The organism is Saccharothrix sp. NRRL B-16314 (assembly GCF_000716595.1).
GTDB lineage: Bacteria > Actinomycetota > Actinomycetes > Mycobacteriales > Pseudonocardiaceae > Actinosynnema.
Genome location: NZ_JNXC01000044.1, coordinates 28673 through 50368 on the forward strand (window position 1 = coordinate 28673; position 21696 = coordinate 50368).

Annotated in this window: 17 protein-coding genes; 6 read left to right on the top strand and 11 right to left on the bottom strand. The window is 68.6% G+C overall.

Annotated features, from left to right (window positions below; translation table 11 throughout):
- Positions 1 to 204: 204 nt before the first annotated feature.
- A complete protein-coding gene (gene pcaD, locus OQ02_RS36545; RefSeq protein ID WP_033443255.1) occupies positions 205 to 1011 on the bottom strand; it encodes a 3-oxoadipate enol-lactonase in 807 nt (268 codons plus the stop codon).
- A 97-nt stretch (positions 1012 to 1108) separates the two neighbouring features.
- On the opposite strand from pcaD, the gene OQ02_RS36550 reads away from it, so the two are divergent.
- Complete coding sequence (locus OQ02_RS36550) at positions 1109 to 2050, top strand: LysR family transcriptional regulator (protein ID WP_033443256.1); 942 nt, start codon at positions 1109 to 1111, stop codon at positions 2048 to 2050.
- Between the two features lie 482 nt (positions 2051 to 2532).
- Here OQ02_RS36550 and OQ02_RS36555 read toward each other — a convergent pair whose 3' ends face one another.
- From OQ02_RS36555 to OQ02_RS36565, 3 genes are read right to left on the bottom strand one after another with little or no spacing between them, the layout of a single operon-like run.
- Complete coding sequence (locus OQ02_RS36555; protein WP_063747215.1) at positions 2533 to 5361, bottom strand: DEAD/DEAH box helicase; 2829 nt, start codon at positions 5359 to 5361, stop codon at positions 2533 to 2535.
- Positions 5336 to 6658: an ATP-binding protein gene (locus OQ02_RS36560; protein ID WP_033443257.1), complete on the bottom strand. Its 1323-nt coding sequence runs from the start codon at positions 6656 to 6658 to the stop codon at positions 5336 to 5338. Before OQ02_RS36560 ends, OQ02_RS36555 begins: the two co-directional genes overlap by 26 nt.
- The gene (locus OQ02_RS36565; RefSeq protein WP_051773247.1) at positions 6655 to 8748 is read right to left on the bottom strand and encodes a tellurite resistance TerB family protein; all 2094 of its coding nucleotides are present in this window, start codon (positions 8746 to 8748) and stop codon (positions 6655 to 6657) included. Before OQ02_RS36565 ends, OQ02_RS36560 begins: the two co-directional genes overlap by 4 nt.
- A 487-nt stretch (positions 8749 to 9235) precedes the next feature.
- Between OQ02_RS36565 and OQ02_RS36570 the strand changes: the two genes are divergently transcribed.
- The 4 genes from OQ02_RS36570 (at position 9236) to tcmP (ending at position 16140) form a co-directional block, all read left to right on the top strand.
- The gene (locus OQ02_RS36570) at positions 9236 to 10468 is read left to right on the top strand and encodes a metallophosphoesterase family protein (RefSeq protein WP_033443270.1); all 1233 of its coding nucleotides are present in this window, start codon (positions 9236 to 9238) and stop codon (positions 10466 to 10468) included.
- The gene (locus OQ02_RS36575; RefSeq protein ID WP_033443258.1) at positions 10468 to 14121 is read left to right on the top strand and encodes an AAA family ATPase; all 3654 of its coding nucleotides are present in this window, start codon (positions 10468 to 10470) and stop codon (positions 14119 to 14121) included. Before OQ02_RS36570 ends, OQ02_RS36575 begins: the two co-directional genes overlap by 1 nt.
- A gap of 98 nt (positions 14122 to 14219) precedes the next feature.
- On the top strand, positions 14220 to 14738 hold the full coding sequence (locus OQ02_RS36580) for a hypothetical protein (RefSeq protein ID WP_197043658.1): 519 nt from the start codon (positions 14220 to 14222) through the stop codon (positions 14736 to 14738).
- Between the two features lie 181 nt (positions 14739 to 14919).
- Complete coding sequence (gene tcmP, locus OQ02_RS36585; protein WP_197043659.1) at positions 14920 to 16140, top strand: three-Cys-motif partner protein TcmP; 1221 nt, start codon at positions 14920 to 14922, stop codon at positions 16138 to 16140.
- Here the strand turns inward: tcmP and OQ02_RS36590 are convergent.
- The 3 genes from OQ02_RS36590 to OQ02_RS36600 form a co-directional block, all read right to left on the bottom strand.
- A complete protein-coding gene (locus tag OQ02_RS36590) occupies positions 16100 to 16867 on the bottom strand; it encodes a DUF5131 family protein (protein WP_033443273.1) in 768 nt (255 codons plus the stop codon). The genes tcmP and OQ02_RS36590 overlap by 41 nt on opposite strands.
- 123 nt (positions 16868 to 16990) lie before the next feature.
- Complete coding sequence (locus tag OQ02_RS36595; protein WP_156077534.1) at positions 16991 to 17278, bottom strand: hypothetical protein; 288 nt, start codon at positions 17276 to 17278, stop codon at positions 16991 to 16993.
- An 87-nt stretch (positions 17279 to 17365) separates the two neighbouring features.
- Positions 17366 to 18499: an epoxide hydrolase family protein gene (locus OQ02_RS36600; RefSeq protein ID WP_033443260.1), complete on the bottom strand. Its 1134-nt coding sequence runs from the start codon at positions 18497 to 18499 to the stop codon at positions 17366 to 17368.
- 60 nt (positions 18500 to 18559) lie between these two features.
- Between OQ02_RS36600 and OQ02_RS36605 the strand changes: the two genes are divergently transcribed.
- Positions 18560 to 19507: a helix-turn-helix transcriptional regulator gene (locus tag OQ02_RS36605; protein WP_033443261.1), complete on the top strand. Its 948-nt coding sequence runs from the start codon at positions 18560 to 18562 to the stop codon at positions 19505 to 19507.
- A 239-nt stretch (positions 19508 to 19746) separates the two neighbouring features.
- On the opposite strand, the gene OQ02_RS36610 is transcribed toward OQ02_RS36605, so the two are convergent.
- The 4 genes from OQ02_RS36610 to OQ02_RS43155 form a co-directional block, all read right to left on the bottom strand.
- Positions 19747 to 20085, bottom strand: coding sequence for a hypothetical protein (locus OQ02_RS36610; RefSeq protein ID WP_033443262.1), 339 nt, complete (start codon positions 20083 to 20085; stop codon positions 19747 to 19749).
- 540 nt (positions 20086 to 20625) lie between these two features.
- Positions 20626 to 20931: a hypothetical protein gene (locus OQ02_RS36615; RefSeq protein ID WP_033443263.1), complete on the bottom strand. Its 306-nt coding sequence runs from the start codon at positions 20929 to 20931 to the stop codon at positions 20626 to 20628.
- A 133-nt stretch (positions 20932 to 21064) separates the two neighbouring features.
- Positions 21065 to 21454: an alpha/beta fold hydrolase gene (locus OQ02_RS36620; RefSeq protein WP_081916198.1), complete on the bottom strand. Its 390-nt coding sequence runs from the start codon at positions 21452 to 21454 to the stop codon at positions 21065 to 21067.
- Positions 21455 to 21602: 148 nt separating this feature from the next.
- Positions 21603 to 21696: fasciclin domain-containing protein (locus tag OQ02_RS43155; protein WP_197043660.1), on the bottom strand; the 94-nt coding region annotated here is incomplete at its 5' end.

Genomic DNA, 21696 nt, shown 5'->3' on the forward strand with positions numbered 1-21696 from the left:
CCATGCAGATAGAAGACGCACGCAGCCCGATACTTCGAAGCGCTCACGGACATGGTTGTCATCTGCCGTGGCATCGATCAGCGGACTCCATGCCTCCTCACACCCCCCGAGTGATCAGCGCGATGCCCACGGGGTCGGGCGCCGACGAGTCTTCCCCGCGTGAGCGGAGGTGGTCCGGCGGTCACACCCCGTTCGGCCTGGCCGTCAAGCCTGTTCGGTGAGGAAGGTCAGCACGGCGTCCAGGAACTCCGTCGGCCGTTCGACGTTCGCCATGTGCACCGTGGGCAGGACGGTGAAGCGCGCGCCGGGGACGACGGCGGCGAGCTCTTCCCCGTGGCGGGCGGACGTGACGGTGTCGTGCTCGCCCGCGATGACCAGTGTCGGGTTGGGAATGAGCGTGGCTGTGCGGCGCAGGTCGTAATCGCGCACCGCGGCCCAGCTGCCGGCCACGCCCTCGCGCCGCGTGGCGAGCAGTGTGCGGCGGAAGCTCTCGACGACCTCGTCGTCCCCTTGCCGCATGCGGGACGGGAACCAGTTCCCCAGGAACATCTCCGCGGTGGCCTCCATGTCAGGGGCCTCCAGCAGCTCGGCGATCGGCCGGTCCCACTGCCGGGGCGGGCCGAGGTACGCGGCGGTGTTGGAGAGCACGAGACGGTCGACGCGCTCGGGCACGTGGTCACCCAGCCACTGCGCGACGATTCCGCCGAGGGACAGGCCCAGCACGTGCACCCGCCGCAGGTCCAGCGCGTCCAGCAGCTCCACCACGTCACGTCCCAGCCGGTCCAGTGAGTACGGGCCGCTCGGGACGTCGGAGGCGCCGTGGCCGCGTGCGTCGTAGCGCAGCACGCGGAAGTGTTCGGTGAGCGCCGGCACCTGACCGTCCCACATGGAGAGGTCGGTGCCGATGGAGTTCGAGAGCAGCAGCACCGGCTTGTCCTGCCCGCCGTCGAAGCGGTAGGCGATGCGGACGCCATCACCGGTGGTGATGGAGGTGAGGGTCTGAGCGTGCATGTCAGCTCCAGGATCTGGTGGCGATGTCCTCAGCCTACGAATGCCGCCGGAGATTGCTATTACAAAGATCAGACCTGCTCTGTAGTCTGCTTCGACAATGTCGAGCTTCACGTTCCACGAGTTGCAGTGCTTCGACGCCGTCGTGAGCGACGGCGGCTTCCAGGCCGCCGCCGAGCGGCTGCACCGCTCGCATCCCTCGGTGTTCGCCGCGGTGGCCAAACTGGAGCGCCAGTTGGGCCTGACCCTGCTGGACCGCTCGGGCTATCGGGTGGGGCTCACCGAGGCAGGGCGGGCCTTCCACCGCAAGGTCCGCCTGCTGCTGCACGAGGCCGAGGAACTGCAGACGTACGCCACGCAGCTGGCGATGGGCGAGGAGGCCGAGCTGCGCGTGGTGCTCGGGGACCTGTGCCCGCTGCCGCCGGTGCTGGAACTGCTCAGCCGATTCTTCGGACAATGCCCGCAGACGCGACTGCACCTGCAGTTCGACACGGTGACCGGCCCCTGGGAGCGGCTGCTGGAGGACGAGGCCGACCTCATCGTGCACCGTGTCCCCAAAAGCGACGTGCGGATGGAGTGGATCGACCTCGGCCGCGTCGCGCTGGTGCCGGTCGTGGCACCCGGTTTCCTACCCTTCCCCCCGACGAGCGACATCACACCGCAGCGGATGCGGGCCTTCACCCAGTGCGTGATCCGCGATTCGGCGCGGAACCCGTCCGAACAAGGCCACTTCCTGCTCGAAGGCGCGCCCCGGTGTTCCGTGCCGGACCACCTCATGAAGAAGGAGCTGATCCTGCACGGCATGGCGTGGGGACACCTGCCGCGGTTCATGATCGAGGCGGAGCTGCGCGACGGACGCCTGCTGTCCGTCGCCGGACAACACTTTCCCGGTGTGGTCGAGGAACTCGCGGCGGCCCGCCGGCGCGACCGGCCGCACGGGCCCGTCGCCGACCAACTGTGGGACTACCTGGCCGGCCATGCGCCGGTGCTACGGCCGACGGTGGGCCGTATACCCGGAGTGAAGAGAGCACCGGCCGGCTAGCCCGCTGCTGCCTAGAAACCGACGTGTTCTGAGCCGTGTCACACGGCCTTGACCAGACACTCGAACGGGTGAGGTGGCAGCCACTGCAACCATGGTCAAGACCTCGGCGACCGGGCGAAAACCTTTGTTCCCGATTCAGCGACCGGGCAGGCCGGTTCACCACCTCGTTCGACACGGTCCTCGCCGAGGCCGTTGTTGACGTCGTGAAGACTTCACCAGGTGCGAACGGCTTCGCCGAGCCGTTTGTCGTCATCGTCAGCCACGACCGCGCCCTCATCTTGATCCCTGGCATCGTTCCCGATCCGGTAACGCGTTCATGTCCTCGCTGCGAGATCCGATGGGCCGGAGGCCGGTTCGAGATGCGATTCGCCGTAGAGCGGTCCCACACCAAACCGATGCTGAAACGGCGACTCGTCGCGTAACGTAGCTGGTCGAGAAGTGTCTTCCCCGCGCGAGCGGGGGTGGTCCCGGCTTCAAGGGGCCTACGAGGTGCTGTGCTCGGACGCGGTGACGAGGTTTCGCACATCCTGGGGCGTGTGCGTCAGGTAGTGCCGCAGCAGGTCGGCGGTGGCCCTGGCATCGGCGAGGGCTCGGTGGGCCGTGCCCTGACTGGTGCATATGCCGATCGCGGCGATGCAGTCCTCCAATTTACGGCGACCCGTCTGGTGGACGTGGTCGTCGAGCTTCATCGTGCACAGCGTCCCGCTCAACGCAAGCGGCGTGCTGGTGCGGGCGAACTCCGCGTTCAGGAAGTTCAAGTCGAACGAGGCATTGTGAGCCACGACCACGGCGTCGCCCAGGTGAGCAGCGAGGGTGGGTGCTATGTCGGCGAATGCAGGAGCGTCCGCCACGTCGTGCTCGGTGATGCCGTGAATCTTGGAGGCGGCGAGTGGACGTTGAGGATTGACCAGTGCGCTCCACTCACCCAGGACGGTGCCATCGTGGGCGACGCGGATGACCGCTACCTCGATGACCCGGTCCTTGCCCCAGGCGGCGAAGCCGGTGGTTTCGACATCCACGACCGCGTAGGCGGTCGGGATGGCGACGACTGGTGGCGGAATGGAAGGGATTCCGGTGATGACGTCGACGTCGTGCTCGGGCAGCCTGCCGACAAGGTCTGCCAGCGTGGAACGGGCCCCTGCCATGTCGAGGCACCCAGCGGCGTAGCCGCGGGTGCGCAACGGCTTGCCAAGGTGGACGTCGTGCTTCGCCACGACGGTGTCGGGCAGTGCGGAGGCGATGTCCTCGGCGGTGGTGTCGTCCTCCAGGGACAGTTGCTGGAGAACCGCACGCAGTTGGGCCGGTGTGCAGTTGGGCACTGTGAAGGCGACGCCGTCCCGGACGGCAGGCACACCCGCACGGGTCAGCCAGGCTGTCAGGGTGTTGAGGATGCGATCGCCGCGCCAGGGGAAGACGATGGTGTCGCTGCCCTTGGCCAGCGCCGGGTTGCCGGTGAGATCGAAACGGCGGTAGGCCGCGCGGCCTTGGTCGAGGAGCCGTTGCGCAGTGGCGTCGAGGTAGGCGGGGACGTCGTCGGACTCGTACCAGACGCGCATGCGGCGGCGGACTTCGTCGTGGATCTCGGCACGACCGCCGGCGAACTTGGGTGCCCGTCCGCCGTGCGAGGGCTCCACCTGGATCAGTGCCGCCTGGTCGTCCACGGAGACGATCTTCCAACGCCGGCCCGCGAAGATGACGAGGGAACCGACTTCGGTGGGTGTGGTCACGTGCAACACGCCGAGGGTCCGGGAGCCGTGGATCAGCCGGTACTCCTGCTTCTCCGCGAAGACCGCGTAGAACGAGTAGTGGTTGACGATCCGCTCCCCGGCCCTGCCGAGCAGCAGCAGGCCGTCGGGCTCCTGCTGGACGAGTTCGGCTTGACCGAGGTCGCGGAGCAGGGTGGCGAAGGTGGCCTTGTCGATGTGCGCGAACGGTCCGGAAAGGCACAGCGCTTGGAACAGCTCTGCCGGGTGGGCGCCCTGGTGCTGGGCGATGATGGACATGATCTGCTGGATGAGCGTGGACAGGTGCAACGAACATGTGTCCGCGGGCTCGTACCAGCGCTCGGACAGCAGGCTCATCATCGCCACGGCCTGGAACAGCTCAGCGCGCAGCTCGTCCTGGGGCGCGATGTCGGCGTTGATCTCCTGGGCGGTCACGTACATGCGCAGCACGGCGGGCTCGCCACGACGTCCGGACCGACCGATGCGCTGACGCAGGCTCGCCACGGAAGGCGGCGCTCCGATCTGGGCGACCGAGGTGAGTGTGCCGATGTCGATGCCCATCTCCAACGTCGAGGTGCACAGCACGGTGACCGGCCGATTGCTCCTGAGCAGGCTTTCGACGTGCTCCCGCACGTCTTTGGCGAGGCTTCCGTGGTGCGGGAAGAACTCGTTGGGCACGCTGCGTTCCTCGCTGCGGCGGCGCAAGCGGTCGGAGTACAGCTCGACGTCGCCACGCCGGTCTAAGAACACGAGGTTGTTGCCACCGCGCAGGGTGGTGAACACGTGGTCGCTGATCTGCTCGACGGAGGTCCCCTCGTCGGATTCCTCATCCTGGGTGGCGGGTGCCTCATTGAGGTACCCGCGGATTATGGCGCTGATGTTCCCGCTCTGGTGCGTAGCCGCCAGGAGGTGGACGTCGTCGCCGTTGCCCGGGCGCAGGTAGTCCCGCGCCGATTCCATGTCGCCCAGGGTGGCCGACAGGCCGATGCGGGGCACGCGACGGCGTGTCGCCAGCTCGACGCGGTGCAGCAGGGACTGGAGCTGCGCGCCGCGCTCGGTGCCCATGAACGAGTGCATCTCGTCGATCACGACCCACCTCAGGGCGCGCAGCAGCCAGCCGATCTCCATGCCGCGCAGGACGAACATCGCCTCCAGTGACTCCGGCGTGATGAGCAGGATGCCGTCGGGCTTCTTGAGGACCTTGGCCTTGGCCGAACCGGGCACGTCGCCGTGCCAGCGGTGCACCGGCAGGTCGAGTTCGTCGCACAGCTCGTCGAGGCGGCGGTGCTGGTCGTTGATCAGCGCCTTGAGCGGCGACACGTAGAGCACCCGGATGCCGCCGTCGTCCACCTCGTCGAGCAGGGCGGAGCAGATTGGCAGGAATGCCGCCTCCGTCTTGCCCGACGCGGTGGCCGCCGAGACGATCACGTCCTCAATACCCTTGAGCACCAAGGGGATGGCCTGTTCCTGCGCGTCGTTGAGCTTCGGCCACCCCTGCCGGTGGATCCAGCGCTGGACCTTCTGGTGGAGGCGGAAGAACTGCGAGGATTGCGGCGGGGTGTCAGAGGCGGAAGGTGGCCAGCTCATCGTCCACTCTCGACTCGTCCTGCGCGACCGGCTCCAGTGGTTCGAGGTCGGGGTTCAGCTCTGCCTCGAACCGCACGCCGCCGACGAGCGCTTCCCACGGTTGGCCGGGGTTGTGCTCCAGTACCGACAGCAGGTTCAGGAACTCCCGGATCGTGGTGCGCGGCGTGCGGAAGTAGGCGTCGCCGATGTTCTGCGAGCAGTGGTGCATGAACGCGTGCAGCGCCTCGTCGGGCACGAGGTACCGCTGCGGGTCACCCGAGGCGTGCACGTGGCGCAGCTTGGTGAGCAGGATGTAGAAGTCCTCTTGCGTCAAGTTGGTCAGCCTCAGCACCGGGCCGGAGTGGTCCACCAGGCCGTTGGCGGCGAAGGCGTTCTCGGCCAGGCGGGACTGCAACGCCTCGTAGGAGTACAGGCCGCGACGGGTGTCCATGAGGAACTCCGGTGTGCCGCCGAACAAGAAGCCCACGTGGGTGCTGATGCCCTGGAGGCTGTCGTTGACGATGCGCAGGATCTGTTCGTAGTTGGCGGAACGGGCCTGCGAGGAGGTCAGCTTGTAGAGGTTGACCATCTCATCCAGGCACACCAGCAGGCCGCTGTAGCCGGCCATGCGCACAAAGCGGGACAGCAGCTTGAGCTGGTCGTAGAAGCTCGCGTCGTCCACGATCGTGCGCACGCCGAGCGCCGCGCGAGCCTCCGTCTTGGTGGTGAACTCACCGCGCAGCCAGCGCACCGAGTCGATCTTGAGCTGTTCGTTGCCGGTGTCGTGGCCACGCCAGTACGCCTCGATGACGGTGCCGAAGTCGTAGCCGCCGACCAGCTCGGACAGCTCGGCCATGCGCTGCCGGATGACGTTCTCCGGTGACGTGCCCTGCTCACGAGCGGTGGTGAGTGCCTGGGAGACGAACCGCTCGACGATGCCCGCCAGCGCGCCGCCGTCCGGCTTGGCCGAGGTAGAGGTGTTGCGGGCCAGTTCGGCGTAGAGGCTGCGGGCCTGGCCGCCGGTGGCGTGCAGGCGACGGTCGGGCGCGAGGTCGGCGTGCACGGTGACCAGGCGCTTCTTCAGCGCGGCGGCGCGGATGAGGTTCAGGAAAAAGGTCTTGCCCGAGCCGTACTCCCCGATGACGAAGCGTGCTGTGGAGCCGCCGTCGGCGACGCTGTCGAGGTCGCGCAGCAGCGACTCGACCTCGCGCGCACGCCCGACCTGCACGTGCTGCTGCCCCGAGCGGGGTACGACGCCGGCCCGCAGCGACTGGATGATCGCGTCGCGGTCGCGGGGCCGGATGCGCGTGTCGTTCATGCGAGCAGTTCTCCCATTGCGTAGTCGTTGATCACGAGCTGGTCGCCGTCGTCCTCGACGACCGGTTCGTCGGCGGCCTCGACCGCCGCTTCGTTGAGCACGTCCAGCGCGCCTTCCGGTAGCAGGCGTACCCCGGCGCAGAGGGCATCGAAGTCGGCACGGCTCCAGGACGGTCGTGTGGCCAGTTCACGCAACAGAGTCGAGTGGGAGGCGTCGAGGGACCCGACGAGGTCCACCGCGACAACCGGTGCGAGTGGCGGTGGTGCGGCCTCTTCAGGGTCGTCGTCGAAGACGTCAGCGAGCAGCGCGGCCACGGCGGCGCTCTCCCGCATCTTGGCCTCCACCAGCGCGGGGTCAAGGCGCACGGCGCCGACCGGTGGCTCGGGCTTCGGTGGTGGCGGGATGAGGTAGCCGGTCGGGCCGGTGTCCGCGGGCACGACGACCACGGGTTCGGTGGCCGGTGCGGGGCGGGTGGACGCGGCGGTGAGGGCGTGCAGTTGGGTGTACACCGAGTCCGGTTCCTGCCCCAGCAGTTTGTAGATCTTGCGCAGCGTGTCGACCTCGCCGGGCGAGACGACGCCGTCCACTGCCGCGATCGCGGTGGCGAACTCGGCGACGTGGGCACGTTGCGCGTCGGTGAGGCCACCCAGGCGCTTGGTGAGCCCGGTCAGCTTCAGCTTCGAGGCCAGCAGCCAGTCCAAGTGGGCGGTCAGCCTGACCCGCTCCCCCGGCGTCAGGTGCAGGCTCGACTCCAGGTGGGAGATCAGGTGGTCCCGTTCAGCGGCGGACACGTCGTCATCGGCCGCGGAAACCACGGCTGCGAGGTGCAGCAGCGTCGTGGCGGCCGTGTACTCGGGCGTCGTGGTCGCCGGCTGCGCGGCGGTGACCCGGAACAGCACGGCCGGTCCCATGCTCTGCACGGGTGCGCCCATGCGCACGTCGGGCTCGATGCCGATGCCGAACTTGTCCAGCAGTTGCGCCAGTCCGACCGCCTCGGCCTTCGCGAACTTCCCGGGCGTGCGGGACGGCCACAGCGAGGTTAGGTCGGCCAGCTCGAACCGGGCCTGCGATGCATCGTCCGGGAGGGTCCGGTCGACCAGGTCGCGCACCGGGTGCAGACCGTCGAGGTCACCGGTGAACAGCTCGTCCGGCAACAGGGCCAGCGCGGGCAGTGTCCCCGCCGCCTCGGGTTGCCGGCCGATCAGGCGGCTGTAGGCGTCCAGGTCATCGGTACACGACTCGATCAGCGCCTTGAGCGCCTTCGTCGGCGCGGCGGCGGTGAGCACGTCAGGCACGTCCAGGTGCCAACTCGTCGTCCGGAGCCCGCCACTGGCAGGGCGGTAGGAGAGGTCCACCCGGCTCTTCAGGGTGCGGACCTTGATGCCGTCGGTGTAGCGGGCCCGGTAGCGAGTGGCGAACAGCGCACGGAACTCGTTCGGGCACCGCGTCGCGGGCGTGCGGGCGTAGATCTCGGGGTGGAGCATGGCCCACGACCACGCCCAGTCCACCGGGACGGGACGCCCCTCGGCGGCGAAGCGGCCGATGCCGACGCGCAGCGTGAGTGGCGGGGGCCACTTGTCGTGCTCGACCGGGTCGGGCGCAGGCCCCTCTCCCCTGGTGACGAGGGCTCGCAGGACCTGTTGGAACTCGGTCGCGTACTGCCGGAACGACGAGTTGTCGCCGTAGACCGTCAGCAGTCGAACCACCTCGCCCAGGATGCGCGGCAGGTCGGCCCGCGCGGCCGGGTCCCGCTGCGCATCGACCAGCGCCCGGCGTTCCAGGCCGTAGAAGTAGAGGAACACGAAGCCGATGTAGGTGTCGGGTGCCCACCGACCGCTCTCCAGCCACAGCAGGTACGCGGCCCTGCTCCGCGGCGTGATCGAGTGGTAGGCGGGCCAGTAGTCCATGTCCTGGCCGGTGAAGTCGGGCTTGCGCCAGTCGATCGGCAACGTCGGGTCGATGATCTCGACGTTGCGGCCCGGCACGGCCTCTCCGCGGGAGAGCTTGCCGAAGTAGATCATCCCGCCGGGCAGGGACCGCCCCGCCACCGACGTCGTCGTGCCGACCGGCACCCAGGCCGGAGCGGACACTGCGGGTCGGCGTGGTGAAGCTGGTTGCGCCGGCTGGGAAGGCGGCGCCAGAACAGGCTGCGGCGGGTGGGGCGCGAAGACCGGCGGGCGGGCGGACGGTGCGTATGGCGGTGCGGGTGGCGGTGGCGCGGCCACGGCGGCTCCGCCTCCGAACCTCTGTCGCAGCCGGTCGAACAGCCCCACTCGGTCTCCTCGGATCTTGCGCCGTCCGAGCAAGGACGGTCTGTCGAAAACAGTGACAGCGGCTACGTCGTGTCAGTTCCATTCGGCGTTAGCGTCCGAACAGGTGAATCACGCCAGTGACACTTTCGTCTTGTCGCAGTAACGAGCCAATAGGCGAGGATTACTCATCGAATCGTGTGAATGGTCGATGTAGCGCTACGGCGTACGGCTGCGATGTGCGGGCCATGAGGCTCTTGCATGATCACCATTTGGTTCCACTGCCCGCGGTTCGCCCGCACCACCGAAGCGCGCAGCGGTGACCGGGGTGCGGATCGTGCACGCGGCCGACATCCACCTCGACAGCCCTCTGCGCGGGCTCAGCAGATTCGCCGACGAAGACCTCGCCCAGCAACTGCGGTTGGCGTCGCGGCGCGCGATGGAGAACCTGGTGAGACTGGTCGTGGACAAGGGCGCCCACGCGCTCGTGCTGGCCGGGGACATCTACGACGGTGACTGGAAGGACTACGCGACAGGTCAGTTCTTCGCCCGGCAGATGGACGTCTTGGACCAGCACGGGGTGCGCGTCTTCATGGTCGCCGGCAACCACGACGCCGCCAGCGTCGTCACGAGAGCCGTGCCCCTTCCCGACAACGTCACGGTGATGAGCACCGACGAGGCGCAGCGGGTCACCGTGGACGACCTGGGTCTGGCGGTCCACGGTCAAGGCTTCGCGTCGAAGGCCGTCGACGACAACCTGGTGCTGTCGTACCCCGATCGGGTCGACGGCCTGGTGAACGTCGGCATCCTCCACACTGCGGTCTCGGGGGCGGAGGGGCACGCGAAGTACGCCCCGTGCTCGCCGGCGGACCTGGAGCGGAAGGCCTACGAGTACTTCGCCTTGGGCCACGTCCACACCCGACGAGTCGTGAACCAAAACCACTGGGTGGCCGCGTTCTCGGGCAACCTCCAGGGCAGGCACGTGAACGAAACCGGCCCGAAGGGCGCCTTGGTCGTGGACCTCGCCGTCGAGCAGAAGGCGGTCCTGTCCTTCGAGCCGCTGGACGTAGCTCGGTGGGGGAAGGTCGAGGTGGACGCCACCGGCCTGCGATCGGTCGACGACGTCTTCGACTCGGTGGCGCGTCGCCTGGCCGAGGAACGGGCGACGACGGGTGACCGCCCGCTGCTGGCCCGCGTCACGATCACCGGCGAGACCGCGGCGGCGGGGGCGTTGAGCGACCGGGTCCGGTTGACCGAGACGGTGCGGTCACTCGCGGAACGCACCGGGGTCACGGTCGAAAGAGCCGTCTCGCAGGCGCGCGCGCCGCAGACCGGGAGCAGGGTTGAGGACCGGTTGCTCGACGCGATCCGGCGTCGGGGCCTGGAGTTGACCGAGGACCTCGGTCTCGTCCACGAGGTGGCGAAGTTGCCCAACCGCGACTTCGGCCTCGAACTGCGCAGGAGCGGCCTGCTCGACCTGCGCGACGAAGACGTCCTGCGCAGGATCACCGCCACGGCGCTGGACGACCTGGTGGCCAAAATGTCTTTCGAGGTGAACTGATGCGCGTCAGCACGCTCGAACTCGCCCGCTACGGGGCATTCGAGAACAGGTCCGTCGACTTCGGCACCGGTCTCAGCCTCGTCCTCGGCGGCAACGAGACCGGCAAGAGCACGACCCTCGACGCCTTGGCCGACCTGCTGTGGTCGATCCCCTTCCACTCTTCGCGCAGCTTCCGCTTCAGCAGGCAGGCACTCGTCCTGCGCGCCACCCTCCTCCTACCGGACGAGGCGGAACTGCGCGTCGAGCGTGTCGCGAGCGGCTTGAGCGACATCGCGACGGGCGCCGGGATCACGGCGGTATGGCAGGGCGACGGGGACGACCGCACCCTGTGGAAGACCTCGTTCGGGTTGTCGCACGAAGCCCTGCGTGCCGGCGGACGTGACCTGTGCCGGGCGAAGGGCGACCTCGCCTCGTTGATCTTCCAGGCCCGCAGCGGGCACTCGGTCGACGACATCCTCGAAGACCTGTCGGCACGGGCCGACGCGCTGTACAAGAGCCACCGCAACAACAGGAACGTCGAGGCGCGTCGGGCACTCGCCGAGTACCAGGACGCCGTGGCCGAAACAGAACAGGCGATGGCCCGCGCCCATCACGTGATGGACGTGCGGGCCGCCATGGAACGGGCCGCGGGTGACCTCGCCCTGCGGCGTGCCGAGTCCGAAAGGGCCAGAACCGACCACGACACGTGGAGCGCGAAGCTCAGGGTCGCCGGGGAGGTCCGGGATCTGGCACAGGTGCGAGCTCACGCAGCCGAACTGCGCGCCGCCGGTCCTTGCCTCTCGGGTGAGGACCTCGTGGCCTGGGACGAAGTGACCGACCGGCTCCAGATTCTTGACGACGACATGGCGGACATCGAGCGGCAGCGGGAGGAGGTCTTCGAGCAGTCGGCGGCCGTCACCGTCGAGCATGACGTCCTGACCGAGCAGTCCGCGATCACCCTGCTGGCCCATGAGTGCACGGCACGGGTCGAGGGCATGGCCACCGCCGAGAACGCCCAGTCCGGTGCCGACCTGCTGGACGGTGAGGCTCGGGCGCTGATTTCCGGTCTCACCGGTGACGACGACCTGCTGGTCGAGGACGGGCTGTCCCGGCTGTGGCTCGGTGAGGACCGGATCGCCGAGTTGGACGCCGTCGCGGCGGAACTCCACGACGCGGACAAGGCGTTGGTCATGGCCGAGGAAAAGCTGTCCGCCGCCCGCGACCAGGAGGCCGCCGACAGTTCCGACCCGGCCTCGACGCCTCCGGCATCCATCGCGGCTCTGCGCGAGGCCCTCGGCTCGCTGAAGGCGACGGGTTCGGCATTAACGGCGTTCGACGAAGCGCTGGGCGCAGCGCACGAGGCGACCTCCGAGCGCGCCGAGCTGCTCACCCGAGCAGGTCTCCCTGTCCACACGACGCTGGGCGCCGTCCCGTCACCGGGCACGGTCAAGACCAGTGGCGACCGGCTCGTCGCGTGCGAGGAGGCAGTACGCGCCGCGCGTTCCGCATCGGCGATCGCGGCACAACGGGTCGACGAGCTCGAACAGCGCTTGCGCGCGAGCGGTGATCACGATGTCCCCGCCCTCACCGCGTTGGTGGACGCGCGTGCCGAGCGGGACAGGCTCATCGACGACGTCGTACGGGCATGGGTGACGGGAGCTCTCGCGTCAGACACACCTGGCCTCCCGGTGGCGGCGGAGCGCGCCGTCCGACAGGCCGATCGCGTAGCCGACCTGCTGTCCGAGCACCGGGAAGCAGCCGCGGCACGAGCGGGTCTGGCCACGCAGGCCACGGCGGCCCGGGTCGAGGCCGCCGACGCGGCGATGGCGATCGATGCGGCGGTGTCCGCGCTGGCCGCGGCGTGGCAGGAATGGACGGCCGTCTGGCAACCGGCGGGTGTGGTCGCTCCCCCACCCCCGGAGGCGATCGCACATCGTGCGCTGCTGGTCGACGCGCTGGCGGCCGAGGGCAGGGCCGGGGCGGCGCGGGACCTCGTGGAGAACCTGCGCCCCCAGGTCGAGCAGCTGCGCACCTACCTGACCGAGGTGCTCGCGCGAGCCGGACGTCCCCGTCCCGGTGCCGATATGGACAGCCTGCTGACGGCTGCCGAGGAGGTGCTCGTCGAGGACGCCGACGCGCGAGGGTCGCGAGCCGTGGCGGAGCGGATGCGGAAGCTGAGGGAGGCCGCGCAGCTTGGCCGTGACCGGGCGTCGACAATTCGCGACTCGATCGACGCGAGGTGGAAGAGCGCCCTCACCGCAGTCGGGCTGCCCATGTTGAGTCCGACGGGGTGGTACCGACGACGAGATGTCGCGGCGCAGGCCCGTGAACTCCACACCGACGCGAACCGTCACCGCGACGAAGCTCGTGCGCTCCGCGAGCGCTACCAGTCCTTCACCGGGGAACTCACCCGAGTGACCGCTCTGCTGGGCATCGACGTGGCCGCTGATCCCGCCGGGACCACCGCTCTGCTGGCCGACCGCCTGCAAGCCGCGCAGCAGGCCAAGACGAGATCGGACGACTTCGAAGCCCGACTGGCCGCTCTGGAGAAGGGAATCGAGCACACCGCGCAACAGCGGCAATCCACTCTCGACGAGTTGGCGGACCTCGAACACCGTGCGGGCACCGGAGACCTGGATCAGGCGGCGGGGCGAGGGCGACGCCTCGCCGACCTCGAAGAACGGGTCGCGAAGCACACCGAGGTGATCGGGGCGGCACTGCCGGACCTCGATGTCGAGCAGTTGGTGTCCGAACTGGCGGATGTCGACGCCGAGTCCCTGCACTTCGCAGCGGAGTCCGCCGAACGACTCGCCCACGCCGCCGGCGAAGCTCATGAGCGGGCGTTCGCCGACCACGTCAGGTTGAAGCAGCAGTACCGCGAGCTGACCACGCGTCCCGGAGCGGCGGAACTGCACGCCAGGGCCGAGGAGAAGCTGGCCGCGCTCGCCGAGCACGTCGAGGAGTACCTGGTCGTCGAGATCCAGCGGACCGTCCTGCGGGCCGAACTGGACGCGTACGAGCGCAAGCACGCCTCCCCACTGCTCGACGCGGCGGGCCGCATCCTCGAGCAGCTGACAGGGGGACGGTACGTCGGGCTGCGCCCCCTTCACGGCAAGGACGGGCGATCGCTCCGGATCGTGGGAGCGGACGAACAAGCGCACGCACCCGACGAGTTGTCCGAGGGGACCGCAGACCAGGCGTTCCTCGCCCTGCGGCTCGCGGGCATCGCGTCGTTGCAGGAAAGCCGCGTCGCCCGCGGCCTGCCCACCCTGCCGGTCGTCCTCGACGACGTGCTGATGACGTTCGACGACGCACGCGCTGCGGCGGCCATCCGGGTGATGGCCGGGTTGGCGGAGCGGTGGCAGATCATCGTGCTCAGCCACCACACGCACATCCGCCAGGTGGCGGTGGGCCTGGGCCTGGCCAACGTGACCGTGTCGGAACTGGTGACACCGGCGGTGCTGGAGCCGACGCGTGCCGCCGAAGACGTGCGTGCCGCGATCCGCGAGGGCACGGCGCTGGAGCAGGTCGCACCGGTTCACACCAGCCGCGCCGGCCTGGCGCAGGACTTGACAGCTGTGCGGGTGTGGGCACGGCAGAACGGGTTCCAGGTCAAAGAACGGGGCCGCGTGCCCAACGACGTGATCAAGGCGTACGAAGCGGCGAACGCGTGAACAGGTCGGACGAGTGTGCGGACGACACCGTGCCCTCAGCGCGGAGCGAGGCGGTGTGGCCGCGGTTGGTCGGAAGTCTGGCGGCCTACCGGCAACACGTGTCCCACGCCTACGACGAAGTCCTCGACGAGGTCGCGGGACGAATCGCTGTCGTCGGCAGCATCGGCAAGGCCGATATCGGCGCGCTGCTGATGTGGAAACGGCTGCGAGCGGACACGCGGTGGGCACGCGAGCTTTCCGACATGCACGACGCCGACGTTCGAGCGGTCACCGCCCCTGCGGTCGCTGTCGTCCGCGACGCCGATGTTCGGGTCGTCGACGCGGCGTGCGCCGGGCGAGGATTGCTCAGCCCACTGCCCGGGTTCCGGTTCGGCGACGCCCTGGCCTCCGCGATCCTGGTCGCCGCTGCACCCCACCGCATGGCCGTCTACGACCGGCATGCGCACTCGGGTCTGACCTCGCTCGGCTACGACCTGTCCTCCGAGCGAGGGCGTTACGGCCGCTACATGGGCATCGTCGAGGAGCTGAGGGAGATCGGTCTGGAGCACGACTCCGAGTGGACGGCCCGGGATGTCGACCTCGCTCTTTACCAGCTCGGTCGAAGCGGGCCCGGATGAGCTAGATCCTCCTGATCCGGGTCTCACGCGGCTACGAGGTGGCGCAGAGTCCGTGCTCGCGTTCTGCCGTTCCAGTGAATGTTCGGCGGCTTGAGCCGTCCATCCGGGGTGTTTCGGCCGTCCGGCCATGGACGCTGCGTCCGCAGCAGGTCAACCTGGCTTGGGTGTGGAGGGGGTGTCCGTGAGCTTCTTCGATGCACGAAGAGCACCTGCGGTGGTCAAGCACGGGCTGTTGCGGAGGTACTGCCAGCCTTTCGCGTACAAAGCAGGCTCTCGGACCGGCGGCCGAGTCACCTTTCTCGACGGCTACGCGGGGGCAGGTTGCTACGAGGACGACACTCCCGGATCACCTCTGGTCCTCCTCGAAGCGGCGAAACGGGTATCACCGAGTCGGGACGTCGAGGCGGTCTTCATCGAAGAGGACCCTGCGACGTTCAGCCGATTGCAGGAGGTGCTCGACACTCGCTGCGGAGGGCAGAAGTACCTCCCTTTGGCGGGTGACGTCGACGAGCACCTCGACTTCGTGCTGCGGATGTGCCACGACCGAGCGTTGTTCGCCTTCCTGGATCCGTTCGGTCCCGCGCTGAGCCGACATCGTCTTCAAGATCTCTTGCGGCGGAGGGCTCACGAAAACCTGCCGACAGACGTCCTGCTGCATGTCTCGGTACGCAGCGTGTGGAACTTCGGCTCGCGATTGACCAAGGCGAAGCGCGAGCGGCGACCGCTCAGCCGACAGGACGAGGCGTTCGCCGGCCGCTTGGACGACTTCCTGGGCGCGGGGTGGTGGCGGAGCAGCTTCGAAGAGGCCGCCGCGGCCGGACCGGAGGAGGGGAAACCTGCTGCTATCGCGCTGCGTTTGGCCGAGCAGTACGCGGAAGAGGTCGCCCGCCAGACCGGCTATCTGGCCATCAGCATGCCGGTGCGGCGACGCCCGCAGCACGCTCCGATCTTCGTGCTGACCCTGTTCACCCGACACCCCGACGGTGCCTGGCTGTTCGCCGACTGCGTTGGTCATGCGGGGCTCGACTGGGAAGAGGCTTGGCGAGACGCCGAGGCTTCCAAGGAGGGCGCGAACGGGCAACTCGGCTTGTTCGCGCCTGGGAACGCGTCGATCTTCGATCGTGAGGACTACGAGCGCAACCACAGCGAGAAGTGGATCGGGATCATCCGCGACAACATCGACGGCTTGCTCGAACGCTTCCAGCCGTTGATCCTCCAACGGCACGTGGTGGAGGTGTACGGGGCGACGCTGGGCACCGGAGCGAGGGAAACCCATGTCCGCAAAGCGGTGAAGCGACTACACGAAGACGGCTTGGTCGACCACGACGGCAAGGGGAGGAGCATGGAACGTGCCGAGATGTTCAGACCCGCGCGGTACGACTCGTCGACGTTGGCCGGGTAGGCATCTCGTCCCAGGTGCGCCCGTCCAACAACCGGCCACCGGCTTTGGGAGTTCGCCCTCCCCACTGCTTGAAGAAGAACGGAACCCCAACTCGTTCGCACTGGTCACGGACGCCGACCACCCACTCCTCGTCCATCGGACGGCAGTTGGCTCCGGACTCACCGCCGACGATGACCCAGTCGATGTGGTCGAGGTCCATGTCCGGAAGGGGGCCCAAGAGCGGCTCGCACGACAAGAATTTGACTGCGGCCGGCACCCGGCTGAGTTCGGCGATGCGTGACGTGGCGGCCTGGTCTTCCACCGACGTACCGATCCACACGTTCTCCGGCCAAGGAAGCTTGTCGGCAATGCGGCGCAACCGCAGTGCCCGCTTGGTGAGCACCTGGTAGGTGTGCCGCGGGGTCGCGGCCATCACGTCGAAGACCTGACGGATGAAGTCGAGTGGAATCTTGGCGTGGAAGAGGTCACTCATCGAGTTGACGAACACGAGTCGCGGTTCACGCCAGCGGAACGGTTCGGCGAGCGACGCGAGGTGGGCGGCCACCCCAAACCCCGGCCCGCTGGTGCGTGGATCGCCGTCCAGCTGGTACTTCGCCGACCCCATCGCTTTCAACCTCTTCGCGAGGGTGAGTGCGTAACAGTGGTCGCAACCAGCGGACACCTTGTCGCACCCGGTACTGGGGTTCCACGTCGTCTCGGTCCACTCGATGCTGGATCTGGCGCTCATCACCCTCCCTATGACCAGTCGCCACCGTAGGCCATCACATAGCTCCTCGAACGAGCACTATCTGGCAACATGCCTCGAACACGGGTTCGAGTCAATGGTCATGACCAAGGTGCGTCGGGGCGGTCAGCTCACGGTGAAGTCGGTAGAGGCGCTGCCCGTTTGCCCGGCGTCTGTGACGACGTCGACTTGGAGCCGGGAACGGCCTGGCGTGTCAAGCGAGTCGCTGAAGTCGAACATGGTGATGCCGCCGGACGTGCACCTGCCATTTCGTGTCTTCTGCACCTCGGCACCCTCGCGCGTCAGCACCCACGAGGGGTAGCAGCCGGAGCTGAGTCGATCAACATCGTCATAGACGCTCTCGCCCAGTCCTCGCAGATCAGGTTCACCCATCACGAACACCGCATCTTCCACGCGCGGGCGGTGAGCTGGCCGAGGCAGAAATCTCGATCCCCGCTCCGACTGTCGCGGACCGGGGGTCGGGAGGCCGTTCCCGGGAAGTCACCGCAGTGCGGTGAAGAACGTCCGGATGTCGTCCACCACGATCTCCGGGACCTCTAGCGCGGCGAAGTGGCCGCCCTTCTCGAAACGGCTCCAGTGCACGATGTTGGAGTTGTCCCGTTCCGCGAACACCTTGATGGTCTGGAAGTCATCGGCGAACACGGCCACGCCGGTCGGGGCGGCGTTCACCGGGGCGGGCTCGTCGGCGGGAGCGGCCGCGTTGTCGAAGTAGGACCGGGCCATGCCGGCTGCGGCGTTCGCGAACCAGTTGACGGACACCTCGGTGAGGATGGTTTCCATTGACACCAGGGATGTGCCGTTGCCGAAGGAGTTGAACAGCTCGCTGTAGGCGAGCATCCCGACCGGCGAGTCGCTGAGCCCGGCCGCGACCGTCTGCGGCCTGCTGGCGTTCATGGTGTTGTAGCCGCCGACCTTCTGGAACCACTGCATGTGCTCCAGACCGGCGTAGTCCTGCGGTTCGAGTCGTTCGAACTCCGCGGGGTCGCCCGACGGGAAGGAGAACAGCTGCAGCACGTGCAACCCCAGGAAGCCCTCCGGGGCGAGGATGCCGAGTTCACGGGCGACCATCGCGCCGTGGTCGGAGCCGTGGACGCCGTAGCGCTGGTAGCCGAGCCTCCGCATGAGGGTGTCGTAGGCACGGGCCACGCGGGCGGTGGTCCAGCCCGATTCGGTGACCGGGTTGGAGAAGCCGAAGCCGGGTGCGTCCGGCACGACGACGTGGAACGCGTCCTCGGCGCGCCCGCCGTGGGCGACGGGGTCGGTGAGCCTGCCGATCATGTCGAGGTAGTCGACCGACGAGCCGGGGTAGGTGTGCGCGAGCAGCAACGGCGTCGCGCCCTCGTGCGGCGACTCGACGTGGATGAAGTGGATCGGCTGGTTCTCGATCTCGGTGATGAAGTGCGCGTGGGCGTTGATGCGCTCCTCGGCGGCGCGCCAGTCGAACGCGCGCCACGCCGTCACGGCCTCACGCAAGTAGTGGTTGGGAGTGCCGTGCTCCCACGTGTCGCCCGGCGCCGGCTGCGGCAGGCGGGTGCGGTCGAGGCGACCGGTCAGGTCGTCCAGCTCGGCCTGCGTGACCTCGATGCGGAAGGGGCGGATCTCCGTGTTCGTCATGACACAGACGCTAGAGTGCTTATAGGAAAGGTTCGTTCCTATAAGCTGGAGGTGGTCGCAGTGACCGCGGACACATCGGCGCGGCTCCTCGCACTTCTGGGGCTGTTCCAGTCGCGTCCGTCGTGGAGCGGCACCGAACTCGCCGCCCGGCTGGGCGTCACGACCCGCACCATCCGCAACGACGTGGAGCGCCTCCGCACGCTCGACTACCCCGTCGAGGCCACTCGCGGCGCGACGGGCGGCTACCGGCTCGGAGCCGGCGGCAAGCTCCCCCCGTTGCTCCTGGACGACGAGGAGGCGGTGGCCGTGGCGATCGGGTTGCGCGCCGGCCGCGGCATCGCCGGGCTCGAGACCTCCAGCGCCCGCGCGCTGGCCAAGCTCGAACAGGTCCTGCCGCCACGCCTGCGGCCGACGGTGGAGGCACTGGCCTCGGTCGTCGACCACGCGCCGGAGAACACCGACACCGACGCGCCGGACCCCGAGGTGGACCCCGCCGTGCTGCGCACCATCGCGACCGCGATCCACGACGTCGAGTGGTTCCGCTTCGACTACCGCGACACCTCGCTTCTCGTCGAGCCCTACCGCCTGCTCGCCTGGAAGCGACGCTGGTACCTCGTGGCCCGCGACCCGTCCAGTGGCGAGTGGGACGTCTACCGGGCGGACTGGATCACGCCACGCATGCGCACCCACCGCCGGTTCGCCCCAACCGCCCTCCCCGACGACGACTACACGAGCTTCACCATGCGCCGTGTCGCGTTCAGCGGCTGGCAGGTGCACGCACGCCTGCGGGTCGACGCGCCGGCCCAGGCCGTCCTCGACCGGATCCACCCGGCCGTCGGTGTGGTCGAGACGGTCACCGACACCACCTCGGTCCTCGTCACCGGCGCCGACTCGCTGGACACGATCGCCGCCTACATCGGCATGCTGAACATGGACTTCACCGTCGAGTCGCCCAGCGAGCTCAGGCCACTGCTGCGCACCCTCGCGGAGCGCTACGCCCGCGCATGACCACGAGGCCCGCCGTTGTGAGGAAGAGACACTGACTGAATGCCCGATCAGGGTGAGGAATTCCGTGCCACGCGGTTCAACTTGAGTTCCAGTAGTGCTTACCTGGCACGACACCCCCGACGGCTTGGCGGGCTCGTCGGCGGGTCGCGTCGCCTTGGACGGTGTTCATGGAGAGGTTCCGATCGCGGCAAGGGACTGCACCGGCGCGCGTCGTGTTGCAGCGCGCCGGTGACAGCCGTTCACAGCTGACCGCGACCCCGACCCCTACCCCGCAGTCGAGCGCGGAGCGCGGCGTACCGGGCCCCGGCGCCCAGGTGCCGCTCCCGGCGGGCCCGAACGCGGCCTTGCCGGGCGGCGTGGCGGCTGCGGCCGGATGACGGACCGTGGACGTGCTCGTCGCCCTCGAACATCCGCCGCCGATCGCGGTCGAGCAGTGGGACGTGGATGCGTTCACGGCTGGGCACCCTCGGTGTGCGGACGGCGGGCAGGCCGAGGCCGTCGAGCACCCACAGCGCTTCGCGGTCGATGCCGGACCCGGGACGTTCGGCGGGCAGGACGGTACGGCGGAGTTCGCTCATGGTTTCCGTGGACTCCAGTGCTCGTGCAGGAGGCGTGGTGCGGTGCATCGCCTCGGGACCAGTGGTGTGCGGCCGGCACCGATCACGCGGTGCGGGCTTCGAGCGGCACGCCGGAGGGCGGCGGGGAGTTGCTCGAACCCGCCGTTGGCCTCTCCGGTCGTCACTGGTCACTGCTGCATGTCGGCCATGATGTTCATCCTGCCGACCGCCGGTCAACGGATTTTCGGGATGCTCCCGGCTCGACCTGGGCCGGCGCAGCACGCGACGACGGGGTTATTGGTCGTGCCGCGACGGCGGACACGCAGAGCGGTGCGGTCCGTGACGTCGTGCAGGCGCGGGACATCCACGGGGGCGTCTGCCTGGACACGCCTTCGCGGCTGCGTTCGTGGGCACCCGCCGCAGACCCCCGTACTCCGGGTCCTGAGGATGCACGCGGTACTCGGCGACCGGGCGCGCATGGCCACCGTCGACTTCGGTGGACACGACACCATCTGCCGGTGAACAGGCCGTCATCGGCATGAGCGCGTGGTCCCACCGGCGCTATTCGGGCCTCCCGCGTCGGACCACCAGCCCGGCCATCTCCCGCAAGCGCTCGAAGTACTCGGACGCGCGCTCGTCGTCACCGATCAACGGCAGGACCTTCTCGACGGCCCCAAGACACCTGACGAGGATGCGGTCGCGTCGCTCGTCCAGATGCTGCGACAAGGCCGAAGTGACACAGCCCGCGATGTCCGAGTCCAACACCACCATGTCCTCGCCGTCGATGTCTCGACCGCGAAGGTGCGGCGGGAACGGCGTGCGCAAGTGTTCCTCCCACAGCAGAGGCAGGAGGTCCGGTCCGCTCATAGCTCGGATCGTGCCTTCTCACCGGGCTCCGTGGAAGAGAATCCCTGGGCAACCGTCGGCTCACTTGCTTCCTCTGCGACCTCAGAGCCCCTGAGGTCACGCCACCAGCCCGCGTCGATCGCCAACGCGTACATCACGCCGTCAGTGCGCTCTGGAGGACGAGCCGCTCGACGAGGTCCGGGTGACGGGCGGCCGTCGTGATCGCGGTGGGTCCTCCGGCCGAGATGCCGACGACGGCAGCGACACGGGTGATGCCGAGGTGGTCGCACAGCGACGGGATGACGTCGGCGAATTCCGCGGTCGTGTGGCCGGTCGACAGGGGTGTGCGACCGTAGCCGGGCCGCGAGGGCACGAGCACCGAGTAGCCGGCGTCGGCGAACACGTCCTCGCCGAGCGCGAGGCCGGCATTCATGTGGCCGCCGTGCAACACGACCACCGTGGCGGCGTCGCGCCGGTCGAACCGGTACTCGACCACGCCGCGGTCCAGTTCGACGGTCGTGGTGGAACGAGCGACTCCGGTCAAGACGGACGTACTGGTCCATCGGTCGATCACTGCGTCCGGCGACGACTGCTCCCGGTGTGCTTCCGGCCTTTCGCTCAGAGCACCGACGACGGATCGCGGCCGTTGGGGTGGCCGCGATCCGTCGTCGGTGAGGGTGGTGCTGTGCGGGTCAGGCGGTGGGGATCATGACCTTGTCGATGACGAAGACGGTGGCGTTGGCGGTGGGGATGTTGCCGCACAGCACCTTGGCGCCGTTGACGGTG